Annotated in this window: 31 protein-coding genes and 1 pseudogene; 2 read left to right on the top strand and 30 right to left on the bottom strand. The window is 69.8% G+C overall.

The features are described 5' to 3' along the window. Positions 1-15 precede the first annotated feature (15 nt). From ACFV3R_RS10040 to ACFV3R_RS09930, 23 genes are all read right to left on the bottom strand, one after another. Complete coding sequence (locus ACFV3R_RS10040; protein WP_385578506.1) at positions 16-390, bottom strand: hypothetical protein; 375 nt, start codon at positions 388-390, stop codon at positions 16-18. Between the two features lie 99 nt (positions 391-489). Further along, the gene (locus tag ACFV3R_RS10035) at positions 490-1452 is read right to left on the bottom strand and encodes a hypothetical protein (RefSeq protein WP_385578503.1); all 963 of its coding nucleotides are present in this window, start codon (positions 1450-1452) and stop codon (positions 490-492) included. Next, complete coding sequence (locus ACFV3R_RS10030) at positions 1449-2246, bottom strand: hypothetical protein (protein ID WP_385578500.1); 798 nt, start codon at positions 2244-2246, stop codon at positions 1449-1451. Before ACFV3R_RS10030 ends, ACFV3R_RS10035 begins: the two co-directional genes overlap by 4 nt. A 113-nt stretch (positions 2247-2359) precedes the next feature. After that, positions 2360-3094, bottom strand: coding sequence for a hypothetical protein (locus tag ACFV3R_RS10025; protein WP_385578497.1), 735 nt, complete (start codon positions 3092-3094; stop codon positions 2360-2362). Between the two features lie 194 nt (positions 3095-3288). Further along, a complete protein-coding gene (locus ACFV3R_RS10020) occupies positions 3289-4254 on the bottom strand; it encodes a DUF4007 family protein (protein ID WP_385578494.1) in 966 nt (321 codons plus the stop codon). Positions 4255-4270: 16 nt separating this feature from the next. After that, complete coding sequence (locus tag ACFV3R_RS10015) at positions 4271-4627, bottom strand: hypothetical protein (protein ID WP_385578491.1); 357 nt, start codon at positions 4625-4627, stop codon at positions 4271-4273. A 38-nt stretch (positions 4628-4665) separates the two neighbouring features. Continuing rightward, positions 4666-5667, bottom strand: coding sequence for an N-6 DNA methylase (locus tag ACFV3R_RS10010; protein ID WP_385578488.1), 1002 nt, complete (start codon positions 5665-5667; stop codon positions 4666-4668). A gap of 103 nt (positions 5668-5770) precedes the next feature. Further along, a complete protein-coding gene (locus ACFV3R_RS10005) occupies positions 5771-6067 on the bottom strand; it encodes a hypothetical protein (protein ID WP_385578485.1) in 297 nt (98 codons plus the stop codon). Between the two features lie 105 nt (positions 6068-6172). Continuing rightward, positions 6173-6637, bottom strand: a complete 465-nt coding sequence (locus ACFV3R_RS10000) for a hypothetical protein (protein ID WP_385578482.1) — start codon at positions 6635-6637, stop codon at positions 6173-6175. A gap of 461 nt (positions 6638-7098) precedes the next feature. Further along, positions 7099-7347 (bottom strand): hypothetical protein, encoded by a 249-nt coding sequence (locus ACFV3R_RS09995; protein WP_385578479.1) that lies wholly within the window; start codon positions 7345-7347, stop codon positions 7099-7101. A gap of 104 nt (positions 7348-7451) precedes the next feature. Continuing rightward, on the bottom strand, positions 7452-7805 hold the full coding sequence (locus ACFV3R_RS09990) for a hypothetical protein (protein ID WP_385578477.1): 354 nt from the start codon (positions 7803-7805) through the stop codon (positions 7452-7454). Between the two features lie 96 nt (positions 7806-7901). After that, complete coding sequence (locus ACFV3R_RS09985) at positions 7902-8579, bottom strand: GNAT family N-acetyltransferase (RefSeq protein ID WP_385578474.1); 678 nt, start codon at positions 8577-8579, stop codon at positions 7902-7904. A gap of 165 nt (positions 8580-8744) precedes the next feature. Next, positions 8745-9653: a hypothetical protein gene (locus tag ACFV3R_RS09980; RefSeq protein WP_385578471.1), complete on the bottom strand. Its 909-nt coding sequence runs from the start codon at positions 9651-9653 to the stop codon at positions 8745-8747. Between the two features lie 59 nt (positions 9654-9712). Continuing rightward, positions 9713-10267 carry a hypothetical protein gene (locus ACFV3R_RS09975; RefSeq protein ID WP_385578468.1) on the bottom strand — a complete coding sequence of 185 codons (555 nt, stop codon included), beginning with the start codon at positions 10265-10267 and terminating at the stop codon, positions 9713-9715. Positions 10268-10274: 7 nt separating this feature from the next. After that, positions 10275-10547 carry a hypothetical protein gene (locus tag ACFV3R_RS09970; protein ID WP_385578465.1) on the bottom strand — a complete coding sequence of 91 codons (273 nt, stop codon included), beginning with the start codon at positions 10545-10547 and terminating at the stop codon, positions 10275-10277. A 134-nt stretch (positions 10548-10681) separates the two neighbouring features. After that, positions 10682-11989, bottom strand: coding sequence for an Eco57I restriction-modification methylase domain-containing protein (locus tag ACFV3R_RS09965; protein ID WP_385578462.1), 1308 nt, complete (start codon positions 11987-11989; stop codon positions 10682-10684). Then, on the bottom strand, positions 11986-13296 hold the full coding sequence (locus ACFV3R_RS09960; RefSeq protein WP_385578459.1) for a hypothetical protein: 1311 nt from the start codon (positions 13294-13296) through the stop codon (positions 11986-11988). The genes ACFV3R_RS09965 and ACFV3R_RS09960 overlap by 4 nt, the downstream gene beginning before the upstream one ends. 236 nt (positions 13297-13532) lie before the next feature. Next, on the bottom strand, positions 13533-14063 hold the full coding sequence (locus ACFV3R_RS09955) for a hypothetical protein (protein WP_385578456.1): 531 nt from the start codon (positions 14061-14063) through the stop codon (positions 13533-13535). Between the two features lie 92 nt (positions 14064-14155). Next, positions 14156-14617, bottom strand: a complete 462-nt coding sequence (locus ACFV3R_RS09950) for a hypothetical protein (RefSeq protein ID WP_385578453.1) — start codon at positions 14615-14617, stop codon at positions 14156-14158. Continuing rightward, positions 14614-15597 (bottom strand): hypothetical protein, encoded by a 984-nt coding sequence (locus tag ACFV3R_RS09945; RefSeq protein WP_385578451.1) that lies wholly within the window; start codon positions 15595-15597, stop codon positions 14614-14616. The genes ACFV3R_RS09950 and ACFV3R_RS09945 overlap by 4 nt, the downstream gene beginning before the upstream one ends. Positions 15598-15644: 47 nt before the next feature. After that, on the bottom strand, positions 15645-16250 hold the full coding sequence (locus ACFV3R_RS09940; protein WP_385578449.1) for a hypothetical protein: 606 nt from the start codon (positions 16248-16250) through the stop codon (positions 15645-15647). Continuing rightward, entirely contained in the window at positions 16247-16780 is a 534-nt protein-coding gene (locus ACFV3R_RS09935; protein WP_385578446.1) for a hypothetical protein, read from the bottom strand. The genes ACFV3R_RS09940 and ACFV3R_RS09935 overlap by 4 nt, the downstream gene beginning before the upstream one ends. Positions 16781-16935: 155 nt before the next feature. Continuing rightward, positions 16936-17487, bottom strand: coding sequence for a hypothetical protein (locus tag ACFV3R_RS09930; protein WP_385578443.1), 552 nt, complete (start codon positions 17485-17487; stop codon positions 16936-16938). Between the two features lie 153 nt (positions 17488-17640). On the opposite strand from ACFV3R_RS09930, the gene ACFV3R_RS09925 reads away from it, so the two are divergent. After that, positions 17641-18893 (top strand): IS3 family transposase gene (locus ACFV3R_RS09925; protein ID WP_385578440.1). Its coding sequence is split into 2 segments (ribosomal slippage): positions 17641-17983 and positions 17983-18893, totalling 1254 coding nucleotides; the frame shifts between segments, so codons are not numbered across the junction. On the opposite strand, the gene ACFV3R_RS09920 is transcribed toward ACFV3R_RS09925, so the two are convergent. From ACFV3R_RS09920 to ACFV3R_RS09895, 6 genes and pseudogenes are all read right to left on the bottom strand, one after another. Beyond that, positions 18842-19090, bottom strand: a complete 249-nt coding sequence (locus ACFV3R_RS09920; RefSeq protein WP_385578437.1) for a hypothetical protein — start codon at positions 19088-19090, stop codon at positions 18842-18844. The genes ACFV3R_RS09925 and ACFV3R_RS09920 overlap by 52 nt on opposite strands. Positions 19091-19123: 33 nt before the next feature. Beyond that, the gene (locus tag ACFV3R_RS09915; protein ID WP_385578434.1) at positions 19124-19948 is read right to left on the bottom strand and encodes a hypothetical protein; all 825 of its coding nucleotides are present in this window, start codon (positions 19946-19948) and stop codon (positions 19124-19126) included. Continuing rightward, the gene (locus ACFV3R_RS09910; RefSeq protein ID WP_385578431.1) at positions 19945-20442 is read right to left on the bottom strand and encodes a hypothetical protein; all 498 of its coding nucleotides are present in this window, start codon (positions 20440-20442) and stop codon (positions 19945-19947) included. The genes ACFV3R_RS09915 and ACFV3R_RS09910 overlap by 4 nt, the downstream gene beginning before the upstream one ends. Continuing rightward, a complete protein-coding gene (locus tag ACFV3R_RS09905; RefSeq protein ID WP_385578427.1) occupies positions 20439-20633 on the bottom strand; it encodes a hypothetical protein in 195 nt (64 codons plus the stop codon). The genes ACFV3R_RS09910 and ACFV3R_RS09905 overlap by 4 nt, the downstream gene beginning before the upstream one ends. Continuing rightward, entirely contained in the window at positions 20630-21100 is a 471-nt protein-coding gene (locus ACFV3R_RS09900) for a hypothetical protein (protein ID WP_385578424.1), read from the bottom strand. The genes ACFV3R_RS09905 and ACFV3R_RS09900 overlap by 4 nt, the downstream gene beginning before the upstream one ends. 140 nt (positions 21101-21240) lie before the next feature. After that, positions 21241-21600 (bottom strand): annotated as a pseudogene (locus tag ACFV3R_RS09895) (HU family DNA-binding protein); the annotation flags it as partial. A gap of 318 nt (positions 21601-21918) precedes the next feature. On the opposite strand from ACFV3R_RS09895, the gene ACFV3R_RS09890 reads away from it, so the two are divergent. After that, the gene (locus ACFV3R_RS09890) at positions 21919-23514 is read left to right on the top strand and encodes an ADP-ribosylglycohydrolase family protein (RefSeq protein WP_385578421.1); all 1596 of its coding nucleotides are present in this window, start codon (positions 21919-21921) and stop codon (positions 23512-23514) included. Positions 23515-23595: 81 nt separating this feature from the next. Here ACFV3R_RS09890 and ACFV3R_RS09885 read toward each other — a convergent pair whose 3' ends face one another. Beyond that, positions 23596-24939: a hypothetical protein gene (locus tag ACFV3R_RS09885; protein WP_385578418.1), complete on the bottom strand. Its 1344-nt coding sequence runs from the start codon at positions 24937-24939 to the stop codon at positions 23596-23598. Positions 24940-25237: the final 298 nt, after the last annotated feature.

Raw genomic sequence — 25237 nt, 5'->3', positions numbered from 1 at the left:
TCTGGGTACGGCGGCTCAGGACGCGGCGGTGGGGGCCGGGGCAGTGAAGGGGCGGGGTCTGCAGTCCTGGAGTTCGAGGACCGTGCCGACCGGCAAGCCGCGCGCCAGGCCGAAGACTTCGGCCATGCGCTTGCGTGTCTCGGCGCTCTGCTGCTCCCGTTGCGGGTCGTACCAACCGTCGCGGGTGAGAAGGGTGATGATCTTCTGGCGGACTTCCGCGCGGCTGAGTGCGACGTCGGCGACGCGACCACGGGTCGTGAACCGTCCGGATTCGACGCCGACGAAGGCGCTGTCGGTGCCGACCGTGAGGACCTCGCCAGGGTCAGTCCAGGAGTAATCCGTGTCCGAAGTGCGGTAGTTGGAGTCGATGGCGGTGATGACCAGCTTCATCTCGGAGGCTTTCTCGTGGCATGGCGTGCGGCAGTAAGGGCCGCAGAAGGGAGCGGGAGGCGTCACCTCGACCGCACAGCCACATTACATGGTGAACATCTATCGTGCAACGCTCTGGGGTGGTGGACTCCCGACGGGCCGCCGATCGGCCTCCCACTTCGGGTACGGCTGCGCGGGCATGCCGAAGACCGTCTTCGACCTCTCGCCGCGCGTGCGGCCAGCCGGCAGCAGGTAGCGAAGGTTCCCAGGGTGACGAGCCCACCTGGCCCCGATCGCCGGAAGTACCTCGGCCAGCCAACGGGACGGAGACTCACCGCAGTTAAGCGGCCGCGCCCCAAGATCGCGCAGCTTGCGCATGACCCCCTCTCCGCCGACCTCGCCCCCGGTGACCTTGGCCTTCGAGCGCGCATTGAGGACCGTGCCATCCGGCAGGAAGCACAAGGACCGGGGCGTGCTGCGGCCGGCGAAATGGGCCCCGAGCGCCTGGTAGACGATCCCGAGATGACCTGGCGAGCCGATGACAACACCGTCCTCGGTGATCCGCTGGCGAGGCATCGGGTCGGCGAAGGAGACGACCCCCCGTACATCCTGCTCGGCGGCGAGCCGCAGGGCCCGGGACACCAGGAACGTCTCGCCGTTGGCCGGCACGGACTGAGTGAGCACCAGACGGGCCAGCTCGACGCTCTCCCTGTAAGGGGTAAGACCCGGAAACGCCCTGGTGAGAACGCGTTCGTTCATGGGGGAGGCGAGCACCACGGCGCCGACGAGGACGTGGCCCTGCACCGTCTGGTCGTCGGGGCCCGGCTCTGCCTCGGTGTCCAGCAAGCCGAATCGGTGGATGCTGGCGGGCCACCCGGACAGGTAATGGTGCCGCGTCACGTAAGTCCGGGCTGTCTGCTCATCGAGCCGCGCCACCTCATAGCGGGTCCTTCGAAAGCCACCCTCCGAGACATGACGCCAGCTCGGGACCCCGTAAGTCCAGCGCTGCGCGTAGCCCCGGGGCTCCCCGGACACGATCGCGCGCAGCTCGCCCACGCTGGGCACGACCAGCCGACGGCTCATCGCCGCTCCCGTACGTCCGCGAGGTGGTCCAGGAGGTCTTGTCGCCACCGCCGTGCATAGCGAAAGCAGTTCGCCTCGCTCTTGTGGGTGCCGCACATGACCTCGTGTCGGCCGCCCTTGGACCACGCCATGCTGTCGGCCGAGGCCACGTGCCGCCACGACGTGTTCAGGCCCGACTTCTTGTACCCGAAGGCGTGCAGCCGCAGGCCGGTGGCGTGCAGGTCTTCCAGGATGGTGCCGGCCACGTACGTACTGGGACGCCGGCAGATGCTTCCCACGCCGACCAGCGGCTCGCGGGTCAGGTCGACGCCCGCGGCGAGGAACTTCTCAGCGCAGCGGAAGTAGTGGGGGCGCAGCCACCCCTGCAGGACGGGGACGATCGGGAGCTCGGGGGCGAGCTCGCGCAGAGTCAGGAAGTTGGCGACGGTGAGGTCCTGGTGCTCGTCGATCGTCCGGCCGGTCATGCGCAGCGCCTGGTCCTCGCACATCCAGTCCTGCTGACTCGCCCAGGCCAAGTGACCCACCTCGTCGCGGTACCTGCGAATGAGCTGCACGTACTGCTGCGGACTGGTGCGCCATTCGCCGTACTTGGTGATCTCGGTGAACCCGCCGCTGTCGAGGGCCCATGGCCCCAGAGCCCGTGGCAGCGTCTTGATGCCGGCCAGCTGGCGGTTCGACACGAACATCGGGATGCTGTCCCGCTCGAGCCATCTGGGGCGGTGGACGCCGAGCCAGAACGTCGGCAGGGGCGGTGGGCTGTCGGCAGCGAGGCGGGACTGGTCGAGGACGGGCATGAGTGTCTCCGGGCGAGAGGGACGAACCAAGGGGAGGGGGCGGCCGCGGCCCGGAACCGTCCGGGCCGCCTGGCGGTCTCGCGCGGGCGCCGCCAGGCCCGCGCGAGGAGCGGTCACCAGCCGATGAGGCCCCTGTTCCGGCTCCAGGCGAGCTCTGCAAGACGGGTTCGCAGCCGCTCCAGATCTGCCACGGCGTAGCCGTACTGGTCGAAGACCGCCCGGGCGGCCAGGGCTCGGGTTCCGGCCGTCGCGAGCTGCGTGCGCGCCACCCGGAGCCGGGACAGGGCCCGCATGGCCGCGACGTGCCGTGCGGCCTCCACGACAGGCTCCAACCCGTCTCGGTGTTCGGAGTCGTGGGCGAGCGCGGTGACCAGGTCCCCGACCGGCTCCTTCATGGCCTTGACGGATTCGAGCCAGCCCTTGTCGGCTGCTTCTGTGAAGGCGAGGGTCCAGGTGGCTCCGCCGTCCCTGCTGGACAGGCCGCACTTGAAGCGCAGATCGACCCGGTACCTCAGGCTCACCTCGGCCCGGAGGTCCAGATGCTCTTCGTGGTCCAGGCAGCTGTCGCCCAGCCCGGCGGTGAACCGGACATGGGCGTCGCGATTCGCGACCTTGGTCATCAGGCCGTAGTCCCTCTGGATCAGGCGCTCGACGTCGAGCGCCTCGGTCACGGCGTCGGGTGCGACCGCTTGTCGGAGCAGACCGGCCGTCAGCTGCTGGACCAGGTGCGCGGCGACTTGGTCGGCCGTGCATGATCCGTGGCACCGGCGGATCTCCGCGATGCCGTTGTGCAGTGCGGCCGCCAACTGCTCCTCGGCCAGGAGGGCGTCTACGGGGGAGGGGGTCATCGGTGGATCGCTCCCAAGGAGGAAGGGGGAATGAGTCGCCGACGGCACCAGCTGCGGGGGCAGCTTCCGAGTGTCAAAGGGAAAGGTCAGAGCCGCGCGCGATCAGCGGGAATCCGCAACCGGAGCGCCGTAGCGTGCGATCACAATACATCTGGAAACGCGAATGAGCAACGCCCTTGGTGCTCGACGCCTTCTCAGTCCAGTGCGCGGCTGTCCCCGCGGAAGGGGTATGCGGCGTTCAGGAGTTGCTCGGCGATCTGGTCCGGACGGCTGGTGAAGGCCAGCACCTCCTCGCCATCGGCGGCCTGGATGACGGCCAGGTCCGGATGCCGGGCGGCGACCTTGTGCAGGGCGCGGCGAAGCTCGGCGGCGCCGGTGAGGAGGAGCCGGCCGGGGCCGAGGGGATCGGAGGCGAGCCTGCTCAGGCTGACGGAGCCGGGCGTGCTTCCGACGCTGTGGGTGACGAAGTCCAGGGTGGCGTACGCCTGGACGAGTTCGGGGCAGCTACGCCCGGCTGTGCGGCGTACGGCGACCAGATGACTTCGATCGGAGGTGCGGCCGGCGGGGGGTTCGGGGTCGAGCAGGTGCAGGGTGCGGAAGGGGTTGGAGAGCTCGTCCTCGATGTTCGCCGGCGTATGGTCGCTGGGCGCGTACATGCTGACGAGGCAGGCGATGTCGGCGGCGAGTACTGATTGCGCCGGCGTCTTCCATCCTGCGGCGTTGGCGATGGCCACGACGTTCTTCTGCAGTTCGGTCCGGCTGTTGCGACTCAGCGGTGCGTAGCCGAACAGGTAGCGCCAGCTGGGCGCATGGCAGGGCGTGGCGCTCACGAGCCACCAGTGCAGAAGCCACAGGCTGGAATCGAACTCGAGATAGGGGTCCGCTCCGGTCTCATCGTCCAGGAGCCAGTGGGCCCTGGCGGTGGGCAGCAGGGCTCGCCCCTCGCGACTGGCCAGCCCGAACGCCTGGGTCCAGAAGCCCATGGAGGGGACCATGCTCTTGCCGACGCCGAGGGCGACCGTCGCATCCGGCCGCTGCAGCGCCTGCGGGTCCTGCACGAGGGCGAGATGGACCTTGCGGAGCCACCCGTAGCGGGGTGGATAGCCGCGGTGCCGGCCGAAGGCGGGCAGGCAGCCGGTCAGCGGGTTCTTGTCCTGCACGGGACGTCCTTCGGTGTCAGTCGGGAAGCGGGAGAGTGCTTCGGTCGGCGAGGGTCAGGCGGGCGACGAGATGTGCGAGGGCCTCCCCCCAGTCGGTCGAGGTGTCGCGGACGAGGAAGTCCGCCGCCCAGGTGGGGCCGTCGCCGAAGCGCGGCTCGCTGGTCAGGCGAACCGTCCGCAGACCGGCGCTGTCGGGGGCGAGGAGGAGTTCGTAGGAGCGCGTCTCCGTGTCGATGGTCCAGAACAGCTGGCCGTCGGCGTCGGGGCATCCGCACGTCAGCGCGTACACGCGGGTCCGGCTGGGGATCGGCAGGGTCTTGCGAAGGGCCACAGCGACGTTCTCGCTGTCGGCGTGGTCGTGGGTCTCAGGCATCGGGTGTCTCCAGTCGGCGGCCCGGCGGTGGCGTTCGGCTACTGCGTCAGCAGCGCGTGCAGGAGACGCTCAGAGGTGCGGGTGGCGATGGCGAAGCCGATCAGCTCGACGAGCATGTCCCGGTGGCGGGCCATGTCGCGCTGGTAGGTACGCGCCTGCTGGTCCAGGTCGCCATGGGCGAGGACGTCGCCGTTCGCGACGACGGCGCGTGGTCCCAGACCCCAGACGTGCACGTTCACGGCTGCTCCGGCGGCGGACAGCGGGTCGAGTTCGAGCATGACCCAGGCGAAGTCGGACGGATCCTGACCTTCGCGACGCAGGTCCTGGGCTGCCGAGCGGACCATGCCGCCGGTGCCGGCCGTCGGCTCGATGAAAGCGTCCCCCTGCGGCTGAGGCCGGCTGTCGGAGGTCAGCATCGTGCTGATCAAGTCACTGATGTCCGGAGGCGTGTGGTACTCGCCCATGGCACGCCGGGATTCGTGGTGCCTCAGGCTTGTGATCACCCAGGACATCAAGTCGATGTGTGACCGCTCCGCGGGGTCGCTGTCTCCCGTGTGGAGGAGCACTCCGTGGCGCAGCGCCGCCTTCGCCACGCTTGCGACGCCGTTCAGCTGGGTGGAGTTGAGATCTTCCTGCGCCCAGTCGAACAGAGGCCGGGAGACTTCCCACAGATCGGGGCGTAGCCCCCAGTAGGAGTTGGCCGACTCGGCCAGCCCGCGGACGAGGACGCGTGGGGGCTGCGCGGCGATGTATGAGGCGAGGGCGTCGGCGTCCTTGGCTCCGGGCGACTTGGCCGGCCACAGTGCCAGCGCGGCGACGACCCCTGCGGGGATGTCCAGTCGGCTCCCGCCCGCGGCGTACCAGGCCGCGGCCACGGCTTCGCCGAACTCGGGACCGGAGCTGCGGCTCGTCTTGAACGGAGGGCAGTTCATGGTGCCTGCGTGCCGGGCGCAGCCCGGGTCGGTGCAGTCGCCGGGCGATCCAGCGAGCCTGCTGGTAACGGACTCGTCGACGAAGTCGGCGACGGTGCGGGGGAGCATGCTGGGCCTCCTTACGAAGTGCCGGGACGAAGGGGATGGGCGGATGGCGGCCCCGTCGCCGCGGCCCGTGAGTACAGCCGCGGCGACGGGAGCGCAATACGGGTCATGCGTCCTGCGGGGCCGCCGCCTCGGCGTACTTCACGCACGCGGGCGTCGTGTTGCGCAGATCGGGGCCGCGCAGACCGCGGCTGGTGCGGGGCAGGAGGCCGCACTTGAGGCGGTCCTGGCCGTCGCGGTGCTTCTTGAGCACGGCGTGTGCGCATCCACCGCAGAAGGCAGAGGGGTTGGACAGGTCGCTGTCGAGCAGCGCGGCTTTCGTGGCGGGGTGCTCGCGGAGGTCAAGGTGCTGGCGTATGGACCCGCGGCCCGAGCGGGCCGGGGCGGGCGAGAACGTGGTCACGATGGACGTCCTTCCGGTCTGTGTGAGTAATGAAGGGGCTGGTGGAGCTGGGTATGAGGCCGGTCGGCGCGAACATGGCCGTGACGACCGGCGAACCTGTCGGCGCTACTGGGCCTTCCGCTGTTCGATCCGGTACGAGGTGCGGGCCGAGCGCACGACGGCGGAGAAGTCGAGGCCGATGTGTTCGGCGAATGCGCGCAGATCGGAGAGCAGCTTGTTCAGGGCGGCGGAGAACGTGGGGAACTCCTCTTCGGAGGAGTGCACGCGGAGGACGGCGGCGGCGTCACTGGCGTGGACGTAGTGGTCGAAGCAGTGGTCGGCCGAGGCCGTTTCGTCGGTGTTGGCGATCGGCTCCACGGAGAGGTGGAGGCTGGGCATGGCGGACAGCGCGCGCTCATCCAGCCGCGCCTTGGCGTCGCCGTCCATGCAGCGCTCGAAGTCGGTTCGCATGTAGCTGGCCAGGTGCATCAAGTCGCTGATGAGGTCCACCAAGGTCACCTCGGTGTCGCCCATGCTGCGGCGGTAGGCGATCAGGGCGGCGGCGACCTCGGGGACGAGGGCAGTAGACATGGAGGGCTCCAGGAAGCGGGAGGGAAGGCGGCGCGGGGACTCCGGCGGAAGAAGCGGCGTCCGCTTGATGAAAGTACAATACATCGTGAATATTGAAGATGCAACGCACGCGAGAGGGATGGACAGCCGAGGGCGGGCGTTCCGTTCCTCAGCCAAGTCATCTACGTCGGGCCAGAGTTGTGCAGCATGCCCCAGCCCACGGCTACGGCCCGGGTGCCCCCTGCAGGTCAGTCACGGGGAGAGGGCGCACAGCAGGAGCGCACGAAGATCAGGCTCACGGCCTTATCGCTGACCAGATGTGTTCCATCGCGGGAGATCGGTACACCCGAATCCCGCATGCCCTGGTGGCCGGAGGCCTGGTCAGGCCGAGATCCGTCGTGGGGATTGCCGACCGTCGAAGAGCGTGCGGCCGGCTCTGGTCGTGGAGTCCGGCGAAGCCGCAGGTAGAGGGCCGCACTCCGCTATGAGGGGTCGTCGGGTGTGACGCCGCGGGCGCGCCGGGACCGTTCTTCTGTGCGGCCCGGCATGGTCAGGACGAACACGATCAGTGCCGCCACGGCGATCCCGGCCGCCGCGATCGCCCTCGCCTGTGTCTCCGGCTTATACAGCCACACGCTGCCGAGCGCGACCAGTGCGCACGGCAGTCCGAACCGGAGCGCCCATCGCTGCCACCTGCGCCGGCTCGGGCGCTGAGTGCCGGGAATCTGCATCTGTTCCTCCTGGTGCTTCGTGTCGGCGCGCCACCGCGCCGCGGTCAGGTCCGACGGAGGCGCACCTGCTGGTGAAGGGTGTGCCTGTGCGTGGGCCGGGGGCGTCACCGGGGACCTTCATGTCCGTCGTCGGCCACCGGGTCGCTCGCCATCTCCTCGTCGGTGCGCAGCGTAAGGTTCCGGGTCTCCTGCTGGTAGCTCTGCCCGTGCTTGAGCCACCCGTACCCGCCCCGCTCGGGGGCGTGGCGTCGGCGATCGGTCACCTTCACCACCGTAAGGCCGGTGCCGCAGTGCTCAGTGATTTCACCGATCCACGCGGCATCCCGCCCGGACCAGACACGGCCGTCATGAAAGATGTCACCGTTCTCGACCCAGACCTCGGCGCCGACCGGCATGGCCCGCTGAGTCGCGGTCGGCGTGAACCGCCGTCCCATGTGATCCGTGTACTGCGTGCTCATGTTCTCGGGTTCCTTTCATCGAAGGGAGCCCGCCGGCGCGGTGACCGGCGAGCCGAAAGGCGACCGGGGATGACGATGGTCCGGTCCCGGCAGGGGTCAGGTGCGCAGCCGCTCGCCGTCGAAGTACGCGCCGGAGGGGACCCGGCTGCCGGGCAGGAGGCCGGAGACGACCGGCGAGGCAAGACCGGCGACGTCAGCGAAGACCGTGTGACGGTCGAGCGTTTTCGCGGCGACCCGCGTGCCCTCCCACACCGGCGCCACCATGCGTCCGTCGCCGAGGTTCACGATCAGATCGTCCATGAGCGAGAACTGGAGCCGACGGTAGTAGTCCTCCAGCGCGGGCAGGCTGTTGAGGGTCACCAGGCCATATCCGGCGCGGGTGAACCGGCGTGCGGCATGCCGGATGAGTTCCGCCCCTACGCCCTGGCCGCGGTGATCGGATGCCACCGCCACTGCGGAGATCATCCCGATCCTTGCGACCAAGTCCTCCAGCAGGGCTGGGTGGTTGATGCCTGGGTGATCGAAAAGCCAGATCGGCGCGCCGCCCAGAAGGGTGCCGATCGTCTGCCCCTTTCCGTCCTCGGCGACGACGTGCAGCGCCCTGAAGTGGGACAGGGGACCCGCCTGGGGCAGGCCCAGGTTGGGGCGCGCGTCCTCGAATGCGTCGGGGTCGTCGGGATTCACGTCGGCGACGAGCCGCATGATCTCGTCGGTGTCCGACGCCGCGGCGTCGCGGAGGGTGATGCCGGGCAGGCGGGTGCGCGTTCGGTTCACGGAGTGGCTCCCAGGAGACGCCCGGAGGCGATGCGCCTCGGGTTCACGGGTGATTAGGGAGGGGGCGGCGACGAGTGTCAGCCGCCCTCGAAGTATGCAATCAAGATACACCGCGTAAATGGAATATGCAACGCACGGTTGTGGGCTCCGCTCCCGGCCGTCGGGTCAGGGGTCGGACCTGAGGAACTGGCCCTCGCCGTCTGGCCAGATCAGCGTGGTGTCGTACGTCGCGCAGAAATCGGCGAGGTCGGGACGGGGCTTGGATGGAACGAGCATGACGCGCCTCGGCGTCGGAGCGAAGAACCTGCGCATGTCGATCAACTCGCCGAAGGCGGCGAGCATGTGAGTCCGCGCGACACTGCCGGAGCTGGCGATGAGCTCGTTGGTGGTGTGGTCGAACAGATCCACCGGCAAGGGGAGGAGTTCCCGCGCAGGGGTGACGTGGTACCGACGGGCATCGTGTCCCAGGAGGCGTAGGTGATCGCTGTAGTCCTTCAGGAGGCGTTCGGCAGTCTGCTCGATGGATGTGAGGTGTCGTCCTCGCTCGGCGCCGGGCTGCGGGCGGAAGGGGAGCGCGAGATCACGCTCAATGATGGCCGTCTCGGTCTTCAGCGGGGGCGCGGCCGGGACGCCTTCGGGCGCAGGGGTGCCGGCTTCAGGAAGCAGCCTGAAGACGTAGCCGGTGCGCGGAGGGTGGATCGGGTCGCCGACGACCGGCAGGGACACCTGCACGTACGGGATGTCCGGATCCACCCGGTAGGCGCCGAGGTAGCGGACCAGGCCGCCGGGGGCCGACACGAACAGACGTAGCGACCTTCCGGTCAGGACATGCTCGGCGAGCGCCCGGTTTCCGTGCTTGATCTGCTGCTCGCGCTCCCCCTGGCCCTCACCCTGGAAGTGGAAGTGCTGGCCGGTCCATCCGTCGTGCTGGCTGTCGTGTGCTCCCGGTGTCGTGAAGAGGCTGATGACCGGGGTGGTCTTGCTCGGGCTGATGCGGCCCTGGAGGCGTCCGCCGAGAAGGGTGTGCAGTTCGGAGCGGGTGATGGTGGCGCCCAGAGGGAGGAGGGGGTGCATGGTGATCCTGACGTTGCTGGTCGGGCGAATGCGGGGTCCCGCCAGAGGCGGGACCGGGGTCAGACGATGAGGCGGCCGTCAGGTACGGTGCGGCCGACAAGGCGCCACGGCGGTCCGTCGGCCAGGACCGCCGTCGGGCACCGCTCAGGCGTGTGGGATGCCACCTCGTGATCCGAGTACGTGTAGAAGTACCTGGTGAGCGTGCACTTCGTGCCGTGCGTGCACACGTCCCGCTCAGCCACGAAGACGTGGTAGACGTCCGAAGACGTCGGGATGCTGTGGCGCACAGACGCCGCGACCCGGCTGCCGGATATCGAAGGACTCTGCCTGAACCGTGAGCCGATGCTCAGGCCGTAGACATAGGCGGTCTGGCCGTTGCGGTCGATCCGCCAGCGCAGCACAGAGCCGAAGCGCGGACTGTCCGGGTACTCCACGTCGTTCCCTGCCGGGACGGCACCCGTCATGTCGAATACGGTCTCGTGGACACCGGCGAACGCCTGGGGGACGGCGAGCACCCAGTGCGCGGTCGCGCGGTCGGGGAACTGGTACGCCCTCCGGCGCCGGTACTGAGTGCCCGCCTTGCGCTGCTTTACCAGCGGTTTGTTGCGCTTCATCGAGGCGTCACCCGTTCCAGATGCGCACGCACTGCGACTTCGCCTCAAGCGACCGCGTCACGCCGTACACGTCGGGGTACAGGCGTTCGGTGGTGCCCGGATCAGGGGCGACCGTCACGGTCTGGTACACCGAGTGCACGACAGTTCCGGTGTAGTCCCCCCACCGGCTGCCGGTCACCGCCACCCGGTCCCCCGTGCGGAACTCGCCGAAGCGGCTGCTGAGGAACTTGTTGATCCGGTAGCCCAGCGGCATCTTCACCGCCGTGCACTTCCTTCTCATCGGTGCTCTCCGTGCGTTCGAGATTTCGGGATGGAGGGGCCCACGGTTCACTGGCTAAGTCAGCTGGGGCCCGGCGTGCGATCTGCGCTCCGCGATGTCATCACAGTACATCTAGAAAACTCAACATGCAACGCCTAGTTGGTCTCGGCTTCTCCGAGGAACTGGACGAGTCCTTCCTGGAACCGATCCCAGGCCAACCGGCTGTGGACTGCGTCCTCGATCGCCGACCACACCAGCCCCCGCGCCGGATCCTCGGGGATGCGCGGCTCGCCGGCGTTGCCCCGGATCACTGTCACCGTGTCTCCCACAGGCGGGCGCGCACGGTGGACGAGGATGCAGGTGGGCGTTCCGTGACCGGGGATGTAGGCCCCGGAGGTGTCGATGATCCAGCGCGCATCGAACCGTGGCAGGAACTCCTCCACGTACCGTCTTCCGAACTCCCTCTTCATGAACGAGTTGCTGGTCAGCTGTGCCACGAATCCGCCGGGGGCGGCGAGGCGCTCAAGCATCAGCGCCGTGAAGGGCAGGGCCAGGGAGTACTTGCCGCTGGCGACCTGCGGATACGCGGCGCGCACGCGGTCGCGGACGACGGGGTCCTTCGGCGTGATGTACGGCGGGTTGGCCACGCAGGCGTGGTAGGCACCGGCCGCTAGCAGGGGCTCGTCGCGCGCCAACAGTGAGTCGGCCGCGGCCACGTTGACCGGCCAGCTCGACGGCAGACGCTCCAGCGGCGTGCGGAGGATGGTGGCGCAGCTGGCGAGCAGGCGATACGCCGTCAGCGCGGCGGCGTAGGGGTCGAGGTCGACCCCCGTCACCGCGGCCAGTGCCCGCTCGAGCGCCCGATGCCCGTGTGCCGCCGGGGCCGAGCCCCGCCCGCGGACCGGCGGGACCCGCGCCATGTGGAAGGCCGCCATGACGATGTGCCCCGTCCCGCAGGCGGGGTCGATCATCCGGGTGCCGGCCGGCCCCCACTCCTCCATCGCCGGCTCCAGGGACAGGCGGAGCAGCAAGCGGGCGATCCACGGCGGGGTCTGGCAAAGCGCGCGGCCCTTGCGGGCATCGTCAGAGAGCAACTGGTACGTGTCGCCGAGGGCGTAGCCGTCGATCCGGTGCTCGTCCTCCAGCGCGGGGTGTTGCTCCCAGAAGGTGCTGATGGCCTCCCACACGGTCTCGCCGAGTGGCTGGGACCAGACCGGCAGAACGCGAGGGTCGGTCAGCGCCGCAAGGGCAGGGTGGCAGGAGGCCAGGATCTCCAGGGACTTGCGCACCCCGTCTGCCCCGGGCGCAGGGCCGGTGTCCGGGAGAAGGCCGTGCTCCTGGGCGTGCCGGACCAGGCCGGCCGCGTGGATCCACAGGGCGGCGCTGCGCCGATCGCCGGTGTCCCGGGCGACGGAGGTGGTCAGCTTCTCGTACGCGGCCGCGGGCAGAGTGCGGGTGATCATGACTCCTCGTCGGGGGCGGCGGCCTGCTGCTGGCCGGCGGTCATCGCGGCCCACACCTTGGCGAAGCCGTCGCGGGCCTTGTCCTGGACGCCGGCCGGGGCGGTCACGTAGAAGTCCTCGACCGTTCCGTACGCCTTGGGGCCCGGGCGGGTTCGGGTCCGTACGCGCTCGATGCCGGAGCGGTGGGCGCTGGTGGAGTGCTCGACCGGCCGGTCCAGCGCCGACGCCGCGTTGCGCAGGAACGCGCCGACTTCCGCGCGGCTGCCGGTGCGTACGGTCTTCACCGACCGGTAGACGGTTCCCTTGATGCCGTTGTCACGGCATCCCGGCTTGGCGCAGCGGTCCCCGTGCGCGGTGCGGCACTCGGGCCGGCGCCCTGCGGTGTAGGCGCGCTGCAACCGGTAGACGGCCCAGTCCTCTTCGTTCAGGCGCGCCTCGAACTGGCCGAGCGCCTCGGCGTTGCCGTCGTTGACGATGCGCCGGTGGAGGGTGTCGTCCTTGTAGAGCGAGCTGTTGTCGTTGAGGGCCATGGACACGTACTCCAGACGGAGAACGCGAGCGGCCAGGTCGGGATACTTCCGCAGCCGCTTCAGATGATCCGGCTGCGGCGAGCAAACGCCTGAAAACGGGCAAACTGGGCAGTAGCTCTTGGACATGGCCACGCCGAGCCGCTCCTTGACGTAGCCCTGCACGCCCTTCCGGTCGAGCCCGAGCCGGATGAGGGGATAGTCGAGCGCGAAGATGCGGGTGCCGGCCTTCTTGTCCCTGCGGGCCTGGTGCCGGTTGGCCTCGACGGCACGCTTGTGCTCGTCCGCGTTGTAACCGAAGAGCTTGCCGACCGTCTGGCCTCCCGCCTGGTCGCGCTGGAAGCGCTCGATGGGGAAAGCCTTGAATTTCTGGGCGCATCGGTGACCGCCGGCGTACTGCGGGACGGTGCCGTTGGCCTCCAGCTCGTCCATCAGCGTCCACTGCCCGCGGCTGTACATCTTCCCGGGATTCGTGGTGTCGCTGAGGACCTGGACGCCGGCGTCCTCCAGGTGGCCGGCGCGAGCCACCTGCGCATAGCGGATGCCCTTCGCGCGGAGCCTGGGCAGGACGTGGTCCTGGACGTCGGCGATCGTGTCGGGAAATTCGAATCCCGTCAGTCCCGTGATCACGCTGAAGTCGGAGAAGTCTTCGGCGATGCCGAAACTGACGGGATCGTCGAGGATCGCCAGGAGCACGGCCGTCGAGTCGACGCCGAGGCCGTAGGAGAGCGACTTACGGGGTGACGCGCGGAAGGCCTCCAGCGATTCCGTGGAAGCCACCTGCACCTGAGGTGCCGAAGGGGCTGGGGCGGGGGTGTCGAACAGGGTCAGAGTCATGGTCTGGGCCAAACAATCGGGCGGTGCGGGCCCCACGGGCCGCTCCCGCTGGGGGAGGAAGGGCAAACGGGGCCGCCGCGTCGTTGATCTCAGGGAAGGCGGAGCGGCAGGGACAGCGCGCTGCGCACGGGTCGGGCGGCCTCGCGGTGGCGCGCCCAGGCGATGACGGGCACGGCGGGTTAGACCTTTGGCCTTCGCCATGCCTGTGTGAGCTTCCGCTGGAGGTCGGACTCGTACTCGTCGGCTTCCGACCCGTGGACGCTTTCGTAGGCATCCAGTTCCGTGGGGCTGGCTACGAGCTGGCGGAAGTCCTCTGGGAACACCTGGGCGAACAGGCGCATGTACAGGTAGGCGGCAGCGGAGTTGAGCGGGGCGGGCAGGCTGCTTTCCATGAGGACGCAGATCATCTCGGCGGCCGTCGCGGGCTGGGTGTCCTTGCCCTCGGCGACCCGGTCGAGCACTTCCGCGGCGTGGGCCCGGTAGAGCCGCTCGGAGGTGTGGAGCCGGCGGAGGGTCGGCCGCACGAGAGGAAAGGCGCGCCAGATCGGCCCCTGGCCGCTCTCCTGGTGGCGCTGCTGCGCCGCCTGGATCGCCTCTTCTGCCCATTCCCGCACGGCGAGGAACGGGCCCAGCATCGATTCGAGATGGCGCCAGATGTCGGCCAAGGTCTCTACGGAGGCGGTGCTCACTGCGTGTCCGTTCTGTTCCACTGATGAGGGTGTGTCCGGCCGCCACTGCCCGCCGGGGACTCCGGCCCCCGGTGCATGGCCAGCACCGGGGGAGCCGTGACGGGCTTAGGTGGTCAGGTCGCCGGCCGGGCGGTGCGTGCGGCTTCGATGCCCGCTGGGGTGAGCCAGAGGCGGTGTTTGGGACCGGTGCGGCCGTCGTCGCCGTCGGTGGGCTGTGCCACGCCCTGGGCGTCCCGGTATTCAGCGAGTCGGAGCCGCACGAGCGCATCGGCGGTCGGCCACGCGACCTTCGAAGGCAGGAAGCCGCTGTCGTCGGCGGAGTCGATGGCGGCGCGCTGCGAGTCGTTCAGGATGGCGCGCCGCCCTGCGCCGGTGATGACGTACGGCCCCGAGCCCTCGTCCACGGCGGCCTCCGGCGGCAGCCGGAACCCGTCGGCGTCGTTGCGGTAGACCAGTCCGTCGTCCAGGTAGGTCTGAAGCGTCGCGCGGCTGACCCGGGCGGTGAGGTGCCCTTCCGCGTGCGCGGATGCAGCCCGGAGGTGGTGAGGGGCGGGCGGATAAGGCTTGTTGCTCATCGCGGGCCCTCCAGAACTGGGACCTGCGCCAGCGGGAGCGCGGCTGCCGACTCGCTTCCGGTCGGCGGTGCGGCCGTGCGGCAGTTGCCGGGGCCCTCGCAACCCGCTGCGGCACGCGGGTTGATCCAGCGGCACGAGGGGCAACTCCACATGAGCCCGGCCGTGACGGCCGCCGCGTAGATCGCAGCCTTCTGGCTGCTGTCCGCCCCGGCCAGGAGTTCCTCCAGCACCGTCGGGCGAGGGGCCCGCGCGGGCCCGTCGTCCAGGACGACCGTGTCCTCCACTACTACGCGCAGTGGCACGGTGCCGTCCGGCCGGACGACGTAGTCGGGATCGGCGCTGTCCAGGTGCACCGACACCCGAACAACGCCGTCGCCGTGGTCGAGATAGGCGAAGACGAGTACACCGGCCACCTCGATGCACGCGGGACCGTCATCGTCCGCGGCGTGGAAGACCGCGGCGCGGTTGAGAGCCTCGGCCTCCGCGGCGAAGGGGAAGCGGAAGTCCAGCGGGACGAACCGGGAACGCCGGCCGCGGACCACCTCAGCCGCATACAGCTCGTAGCCCTCATCCGGCCGCGCGTTGCCGTCCGAGCCGAAGTAGAACTCGACAACTTCGGCGTCATCCGCCGGCGGGTGCTCCGGCACACCCGGCTGCCCGTACAGGTTGTCCCAACACCCCCGTGCGTAGCTGGCGAGTTCGGCAAGCGCGGCGGCTTCGGTGGCGTACGGGACGGTGGAGTCCTCGTGCCTGCTCCACATGCGCAGCAGCCAGACCTGCTCGCCCGGGCGAGGGCCCAGAAGCGCGGTGCGGGCGGGGGAGAGGCGGCCGGCGGCCTGAGCCAGGATTTCGGTTCGTGCGCGAGCCGCCAACTTGCGATCCGGCGCAGACAGCTCGGCAGCGGCCGGCGAGTCGGCCAGGGCGCCGGCGATCCGGACCAGGCGCTCGACGTCGGGCGGGCTGAAAGTGGCAGTGATCATGGTTCTTCCTCGTCGGAGGGGCGGTGTGGGGTCGGCGTGCCGCGGGGCTACAGGCCCAGTTCCTGGAGCGCCTCCAGCAGCGCGAGCGCGCGCTGGCGGGCCGGGGAGACGCGGATACGGCGGATGCGCAGCGGCTTGGCGGGGAGCTCGATCCCGATGGGTTCGCCCTGGGCGGTGTGGCGCAGCTGGTACTTCGCCAGCGGCAGCATCCACGCGTCCCAGTCGTCCGCCGCGCTGCCCGAACGCCGTTCGTCCTCCTCACTGGAGGCAGTCACGGGGCAGGAGCAGTTGGGGTCGTCACACGGCCGGCCTGCCGGGTGCCGGGCGATCACCCCGCCCTCGCGGTAGGTGGTCACGGCTCCGGACAACATGGGACAGGCCTGCTCGGAGTAGACCATGCACGGCGGATGGAGCCCGGGCTCGGGTGCGTAGCCGACGCTCACGTCCTGGGGCCGGAGCAGCACATAGAACCGCTCGTGCAACGGCCTCTCGCAGATCTGACAGAGGCGGTTGACGAAGGCGCGGGTCCGCTTGCGCGGGTCGAGCGCGCCGAACGTGACGGCGTTGTTGTGCTCGAAGGACACGTAGGGAACGACCAGGCCACCGCGCCGAGGGCGGTGAGCGCACATCTGCGGGACCGGAGGTGCGCTCATCGTGCACCGCCCGCCGCGGAAGGCGCCGGAGGCGTCGTGGACGTGGAGAGGCTGAGTCGCTTCAGTAGCTGCCGGATTCGCCGAGATCGGCCGTACTCGTCATCGGCGAGGGTGGTGCCGAACAGCTCCCGGGCCAGGTCGAGGTCGGCCGCCTCGGCGTCGACGCCGTACAGCGGGAGCGCCGCGCGGATCAGCCGGTCGCCCGCTTCGCTGGCGGGCCGGATCTCCTCCGTCCAGTCCCAGTAGTCGCACAGGGCCGTACGACGCTCGGTGCGACTGCCCATGGCTTCGGGGTTCCAGATGAGATGACCGGTGTCGTCGGCCAGGGCGAGCGCTGCCGTCAGCGTGCTCACGCCGTTGTGCGAGCGGAACATCACTGCTGCGAGGCACATGTGGTGGTCGGGCAGGGCCCCGGTGGGCACCCAAGTCGCGAGCGCGGCTTCGGCGTTCTCGACGCACGACAGGCGGGAGAAGAAGTTCAGTACGCGCATGTCGAACGCGACGGCGTACTTCGGAGCGGTGTCGGACATCAATGCTCCTTTGGAAAGTGGCCCGACGGCTGCGGGCGCCGGCCGGGACGCCGGCATTCGACGCGGAGCGGCGAAGTGGCGTAGAGATGCGGGGAGTTGGTCAGCTAAGGGGGCGTAGCGCATACCGGGCGCCGCCCCGAGCTGATACATCTAAGTTACACGATGAAACTCAAATGTGCAACGCCATGGATGTGGACAGTCCCCCGAGGGCCTTCAGAGGCGCGGAACCACGCCGACAACAGGTGCATGCACAGCTGCCGGATTCCACCCCGCTCCCAAAGATCTCGTGTCTCGGGCAGGGAAGCCGGCCACCAGTACACGGAGACCGTATTGCACACGACATCCACGGCGACGCCGTATCCCTCGTCCTTGCTCCACTCAGCCATCCGAACGTGGGGACTCAGCGCCGCAACGACCCGCTCGTGCAGCCGGACAGCTTCCTCCTTGGCGCCGCGCGCGGCCACACGAATCGCCCGCGCCTCCTCCAGGGGCACGGGGCGATAGACGGTCCCCTGCCCGTCGGTGCCGTCTTCGCTGACGACCAGCGCCCCGCCCTGCGCGGGCAGGACCCGGTCGCGGCCGGCGGCCGCGGCGAGCTCGAGCAGCCGATGCCCGGAGACGGCAGCATCCGGGCCGACGGCGGGTACGGCCGACGCCCGGTAGTGCTCATGCCGCACAAGCCCCGTTGCGTGCCGCACGTTCAGCATGGCCCGTGCAAGCTCCCGCGAACCCGGTTGACCGCCTGCGGCATAGCGCACGAGGAGGCGATGGATCTCCCTGGCCTGCTCGGGGCCTCCCCCTGAGTGGTGGACACGCTGATACTGGATCTGCTTGATCCGGAGGAAGCGAGAAGACCGCCGATGGCGATGAAGGACTACTCGGACGAGTTCAAGGCCGATGCCGTGGCCCTGTACGAGTCCACGCCCGAGGCGACCTACAAGAGCATCGCCGCTGACCTGGGCATCAACAGAGCGACGCTGCCTGAGTGGGTGCTGCGGGACCGGGCACGCCGCGGCGTCGCCCCCGCGGCCGCCCGGGCAGGCGGGGCAGCGCCGGCCCGGGCCGGACAGCCGGCACCGTCCGCCGACCCGGACGAGCGGATCCGGCAACTGGAGGCCCGGGTGGCCGAGCTTGAGGCGAGCGAGCGGAAGCTGGCCACCGAGCGGGACATCCTGCGCAAGGCGGCCAAGTATTTCGCCGGCGAGACGAACTGGTGAACCGCTTCCAGTTCGTCCACGACCACCGGGACGCCTTCGGCGTGAAGCGGTTGTGCCAGGTGCTGGGCGTGAACCGCTCCAGCTACTACAAGTGGCGGGACGGAGCCGACGCGCGGAGGGCGCGGCAGGCCGCCGACCGGGCCCTGGCCGAACAGATCCGCGCCGTCCACGCCGACTCCGACGGCGCCTACGGCTCCCCGCGGATCACCGCCGAGCTCCGCGCCGACGGCCGCAAGATCAACGAGAAACGGGTGGCCCGCGTGATGCGCACGTTCTCCATCGCGGGCATACGCCTGCGCAGACGGGTCCGCACCACGATCCCCGAGCCGTCGGCGACCCCGGTGGCGGACCTGTTCCAGCGTGACTTCACCGCCCCCGCGCCCGGCGTCAAGTACATGGGCGACATCACCTATCTCCCCACCGGGGACGGCCAGTTCCTCTACCTGGCCACCGTCCTGGACTGCTTCAGCCGCCGGGTGGTCGGCTGGTCCATCGCCACCCATATGCGCACCGAACTCGTCGCCGACGCCCTGCGGATGGCAGCCGCCACCCGCGGCAATCTGAGCGGCGCGGTCTTCCACTCCGATCACGGCGCCCAGTACACATCGCGTGAATTCGCCAATCTGTGCGGCGAGTTGGGCGTCACCCAGTCCATGGGCGCGGTCGGCACCTCCGCCGACAACGCCGCCTGCGAGAGCTTCCACGCCACTCTCAAGCGGGAGACCCTGCGCGGCGCCCACCACTACCCGGGAGCGGAACTCTGCCGACGCACCGTCTTCCGGTGGCTCACCCGCTACAACACCCGCCGCAGGCATTCCGCCAACGGACACCTCAGCCCCGTCGACTACGAAAACCAGCACCAGCAGGCGTCCGATAAGCTCACGCTGGCCGCATAACCACCCGAACGCGTGTCCACTTTCGCGGGGGAAGGCCCCTCCTCACTGGGGGATGCGAACTCGCTGCCCATCACGCCGCGCATGATGAAATCGATCACCTGCGGCACGTAGCCGGCGGTGTAGGAACCCCGCCGCAGCAGGCGGAGTTCGGTCTGCGCGTACGAGCCGGAAACCGGGGCGACAAGTGCTTCGGACACGGGCAATCACCTCTTATGGCGGACGGTGCCGGGTTACGGACGGGGCGGGTTCTGGGCACGGAGAACGGTCGTCCATGCGTCGTGTTCCGCCGCCGTGAGCACCGGCGGCGGGCTGATGGGCGCGCGGCCGAAGCACTGCTTGCACCGGCGCGCGGTGTCGTCGACGAGGTCGTGGCCGTCATCCCGATTCGCAAGCCGTACCCCGCACACGGCCCGCCTCTCCTCCGCCGGAGGCTCGAACGTCAGGTGCACGAGCTCGTCGGCGAGCACTGCATGCACCTCGACGGCAGATGCTCGGCTCGGCGACGGTCCGAAGTGGGCCGCGAGGAACCGCACGACGAGGCCGTGCGCAGCTGCACGCCGGTCTTCCAGAGGTCGCGGGTCGATGGGCGCCTCACCGACGGGATACAGGGGTGGGCGCAGGTCGGCCGTCAGGCGCTCGACGAGTGCCTGCGCTTCGGCCCGGAACCCGGGCTCGTCACCACGGGGGTCGTGGCCGCGCATTCCGGCCCAGACCCACGACGCGGGCACGAACATGGCCAGGTCGCCGAGCAGGTGATACGAACTGCTGCTGGCCCAGGTGACGTAGGCGGCACAGGGGTCGTGGTCGCAGCTGCCGGCGGGCGCCTGGCAGGCGCGCAGCTCGAAGCGGAGCCCGAGCGCGGTTGCCTCGGTGCGCACGAGCCCGAGCTGCGGAAAGTCGCCGTGGCCACCTCGGTACCACCAGGCGGGCTCCCTGCCCAGGGCCGGGCCGGCCTCGTTGCTGTGGCCGGGCCCCTGCGCCTCGGCGGCGCGGGCCAAGGCGAGGGTGGTGTGGGCCGAGGTGACCCGGCCGTGTTCGACCACGAGATAGGTCATGACGGTGTCTTTCTGTGGGACTGGTCGGGGACGACCGGGAGCTGGATGAGCGGCCCGTCACCGGCGGCGTCGGGATGGCGGTCCTGCCACGCCCACGAGCGGCGGACGGTGCCACGGCCGGTGGCGTACCGGGCGGTCATCACGGCGTCGGTCTCGCACACGGAGGGGAGGCCGATGAGTTCCCGGGCGATGTGCTCGGCGAAGTCGTGACGCACGGCGGCGCGCGGGTCGAGACCGCGGACGGCGGCCCACGACTCGCGGTCCACCTCCAGGCGCCAGGCGAGCGCTATGTGCACCCGCCCGTCGCGGACCCGGAGTTGAGGCGAGCCGTAGCCGTACGCCCAGCCCTCGGCCTCTTCCAGAGCCTTGATGTCGGTGATCGACGAGGTGACGTACCAGCACAGTTCCCGGGGCACCTCGGCCGCGTCGTAGCCGCCGTCCTCGGCGAAGGAGTCCACCCCGACGTTCCACCACGTCTCCAGGCGGGTGATCACGGTTCGCCGCCGACAGGCTCACCGCACGGCGAATGCGGTACCTCGGGGGAGGCGTGGCACGCCGTTGCGGTGGTGGCGGCGTCGAACGGGACAACAGCCTTGGTCTGCGTCGTGTGGTGCGGGGTCTCCGGGGTTGGAGGCCTGTCGACCGTCGTCGCGCCGGCCGTCAGCCCGTCATATTCGGCGTTCACGCCGGACGTCCCTGCACGGGCCGCCGGTAGCGGTTGCACTCGCGGTCATGCGGCCGTCCGGGATGCTCGTTGCCGTAGCAGTCGCAGTGACGGGAGACCGGCGCGGTCAGCCAGTCCGCGACGGCCGCGGCGAGCATGGCGGAGTCTTCGGCGCAGTCGACCAGACCCCCGGTGCCGGTGACGAACACCGGGTCCCCGACCGGCTCGCCGCGCTCGTCGTGCAGGTACATGCGCCAGCCGGTGTGTGCATCAGGGGCGTGCCGGACGGAGCGGGAACGGTCGGCGATGGAGAGCCGGCCCCAGAAGCCTTGGGGGAACGGCAGCGGGATGTCGAAGCGGTCGGGGCCGATCGACAGGCGGTCGCCCGGGGTGATGCCGTACTCGGCGAGCGCGGCCAGCAGCATGAGACCGGCCGAGTGGCCGGTCATCCAGGGCGGCGGGTGGTGCGGCGTGGGGCTGATGGGCATCGTGGTCCTCGGGGCGGGTGACGGCCGCCACGGGAGCGCGGCGGGTGTGTCGGTGCTGCGGCCCGGGCGCCGGGGAGCCCGGCCGCAGCGGGGATGGGGGGATGGGGCCTGAGGTGCGGCGGCGGAGATGATCAGGCCGCTGTCGTCTCCAGCTGCTTGGTAGAGCCGGACAGGGTTCCCTTGGGGGCCTTCCTCACCGCCACCTGCTCCGTAGCGGGGAGCTGCTTGGAGCCGTCCACGAGGTCTTTGAATCCCTGGCCCGCGCGGAATCGGGGCACCGAGGTCTTCTTAACGTGGACCCGTTCGCCGGTCTGAGGGTTACGGGCGAACCGGGCGGGACGGTCAACCTTCTCGAACGAACCGAAGCCGGTGACCGACACTCGCTCGCCGCTGACAACCGCGCGGAGGATGGCGTCCAGAACGGCGTCGACGGCGTCGGCAGCCTGCTGACGGCTGCCGATCCGGTCCGCGACGGCATCGACGAGCTGGGCCTTGTTCATGTCGAACTCCTTGTAAAGGGGGAGGGTTTGCGCCGCGAAGGGGCGCGCATCCGCTTCGTGACCCGCCGCGCCGGATGACACGGACGGGAGGGGAGAGGGTCGGTCGATGCAACGGCGGCTGCTCGACCGAACGACTTCGACAGTACATCGCGCAACACGAATATGCAACGAATTTCGTCGGGTTGACGTTATGACGATGCTGTGTCAGGCTGACATAACGACAGCGGGTCGGAGCGCCCGGCTAGTTCACGCCGCGCTCCCCGCCACCGTTCCTCTCAGGCTTCCCGCACACCCCCTGACATCGGGAGATACCCCGTGATGACGATGCTCACCGCCCTCGCAGCCACCCCTCAGCCCTCCGGCTCCCGGCCGCTGGACATCCACGCCGCCGACCGCGCGGCCGGTGTCCTCATCGGAGCTGCGTGCGGTGATGCTCTCGGCGTCCCCTACGAGTTCCAGCCGCGTCTGACCGCCAGCCAGCAGCCCGTCATGATCGGCGGAGGCCTGGGCCCGTACAAGCCGGGGGAGTACAGCGACGACACCCAGATGCACGTCTGCATCGCCGAGGTCGCCGCCACCGGAGCCGACCTCACCAGCCGTTCCGCTCTCGACCAGATCGCCCGCCGTTTCCACGCATGGCGCGAGGGAGGCGCCAGCGACATCGGCTCCCAGACCCGGACGGTGCTGAGCACGGCCAGGGCCAACAAGGCCGCTTCACCGTCAGAAGCCATGACAGCGGCCGCCGACGCCTACACCGCCCGCACCCGGTACAGCGCGGGCAACGGCTCACTGATGCGGACCGGCATCGTGGCCCTCGCCTACCTGGACGACCTCGACGGCATGGTCGAGGCCGCCACACTGATCAGCTCCCTGACCCACAGCGACCCCGAATGCGTGGAAGCGTGCATCCTGTGGTGCTCCGGCATCCGAACCGCCGTCCTCGAAGGCAGCTTCGACGGCGTCCGCGACGGCGTCGCGCTCCTGGCCCCCGACCGCCAGGCCCTCTGGAACACGCGACTGGACGAGGCCGAGGCCAACCCGCCGCACCACTGGCCGACGAACGGATACGTGGTCACCGCGCTCCAGGCCGCCTGGTCGGCCATCACTCGCACCTCCGTCCCGGAGCACGCGCCCGAGCACGGCTCGTTCCCCGCCCAGCACTTCCAGCTCGCGACCGAGGCCGCCGTACGAGCAGGCAACGACACCGACACCGTCGCAGCGATCGCGGGGGCTCTGCTGGGCGCGCGCTGGGGCGTCTCGGCGATCCCGCTCGCCTGGCAGCAGGCCGTCAACGGCTGGCCGAACCTGACCGGCCCCGACCTCGTCCGCCTGGCCGTGCTGACGGCGCGCGCCGGAGCCGACGACGCCGACGGCTGGCCCTCAGCCGCTCGCGTCCGCATCCCCGCCTACGCGGGCAAGGGGTTCGTCGCCCCCCATCCGGAAGACCCTGGTGTCCTCATGAGCAACCTGCCCATGACCGAGTTCCAGGGCGAGGCTCCGATCGACGCGGTCGTGTCGCTGTGCCGGGTCGGCCAGGACCCGATCTTCGCCGCGACCGACGTCGAACACGTCAGGGTCTGGCTGGTCGACAAGGAAGGCGCGAACAGCAACCTCCACTTCGTGCTCCACCAGACCGCCCACCAGATTCTCCGGCTGCGCCAGCAAGGCAAGCGGGTCTTCCTCCACTGTGTCGCGGGCCGCTCGCGCACCCCCGCTGTGGCGGCCGCCTACAGCACACTCCTCGGCATGCACCCGCACACGGCGCTGGTGAACGTCTACCGGGCTCTGGGACGGCAGTGGACCCTCATGGCCCACCCGCAATTGCACGACGCGGTGTACGAACTGGCCGGACTTCCGCCGCACCGGCCCCGTCCGCTGCGCCGTTTCCTTCTCGACAGGCACATGCGCCGGTGAGCACTCCGGCTCAACCGGAATGCCGCACAGATGAGTCGGGCCCGGTACCCCCGCCGTGGGGTACCGGGCCCGACTCATATCTCATTCACGAGGCCGCTTGGGCTCGAAGTTCCCTGGCCCGCGCCGGCTGGTGATGACGTCGTACACCGTTTCGCGATACCAGTGGTAGGACAGCACCCGCGGCTTCTTCCCGTCGTCCGGAGTCCGGTCTGCGTACGGGATCTGCCCCCGGGTGTGGTACGACATGACGGTTTCTCGCGCCAGGGGCTCGCCCCGTGTGGCGATACCCCACACCTCCGCGAAGTCATCCACGTCCAGAAGGTCGCGAGGATCGCCTTCGGGCAGCGGGTTGAGCAGCACCGGACCGGTGCCTTTGAAGGCCGCCCACACGTGCGGGCGGGCCTCCCTCACCCAGTCGTCGACCTCGTCCTGGTCCCACACACGCGGCGCTGTCCGCAGGGGGGCGGGGAAGGCCTTGCGGACGACTCTGCCGTCCTCCCGCTTCTCCTTGACCCTGGTCCAGTTGGTGCCGGTCTCCGGGGGGACGCCATACCGCGGGCCGATCTGGTCCGCGGCCAGCTCGACCCCCTTCCTGCTCCGAGACCGTCGTCCCGCCCCTGCGGCCGCCGGCACCTGCTCCTCCGATGCCTCGGGAGCGCCGGCCGCCTCAGCCGCCGGCGCCGGCAGCCGCTGTGCCGCTTCCCAGGTGCGCCGCCGTTCGGAGCGCACCCAGGCGTCCACCAAGGCTGCGTCGTAGTCGGCTCCGTCCAGTGCCGGAAAGCCTTCAGTGCGCGTCCACCTGCTGGCCGTCGGCCGGCTGACCCCGTACTTCTCGGCGATGCCATCCACATCCACGCGCGACGACGACTGCTGTGCGGCGCCGGACTGCTTCTTGGGCCGGCGCTGCGCCGGTGCCTGTGCACCGCCAGCACCTCCATCAGCCTTCTTCTGGCGTCGCATGCTCCGCGGACGGTTGACCCAGTCGTAGACGGTCTGACGGAACCACCTGCGGTCCGTCACCTCGGGCTTCAGCCCATCGCCCGGTGTGCGGTCGGCCTTGGGCATCGTCCCCTTGGACAGGTACCCGCGCAGGGTGGTTGCCGGCACCGGCTCGTCCCGCCCGAGCGCCTTCGCCTCGAACTCTCCGATGTCCTTGAGCGACAGCAGGTCCTTGGGATTGCCCTCCGGAAGGCCGTAGGGATTGTCCGACTCCTGGCCGCGCGCCCAGTGGACGGGCAGGTTCTCGCGCAGCCACTCGTCCACCTCACGAGCATCGCGGACGAGGGTGCGGCCGGGGCCGTCCGGCCAGCCCTCGGGAAACCCCTTCATCTCGCTCCAGTACCCGACCTGCGGCACGTTGACCTTGTACTTCTCCGCGATCTCCTCGGAGGTCAGGACCTCTTCGTCAGCGTCGGCGGGGATCACCGTGATCACTCCTTGTCGGGCCGGCGAGGGTGCAGGCCGAGGTGGTGGCTCCGTGGCCGGAGCCGCTGGTGGGACGGACTCGGGATGACGCCGACACCGCCGGCTCCCTTCGGTGCCGGCCCCCTGATCGTGCAGGGGCAGGCGCTAAAGTACATCGCGCTAGAATGATATGCAACGTGGCGTCGGGTGGGGCGCTCTCCGGGCTCGACCAAGCCGGATGCGTGTGTGGGGGCCGGGCGGGTTTAACCGAGGGCCCCCCACACCCCAACGCCCCTAACTGTAAAAACGCGCAAAGACC

Origin of the sequence: Streptomyces sp. NPDC059740 (genome assembly GCF_042733155.1) — a bacterium.
GTDB lineage: Bacteria > Actinomycetota > Actinomycetes > Streptomycetales > Streptomycetaceae > Streptomyces.
This window is presented reverse-complemented; position numbering and strand designations above follow the sequence as displayed.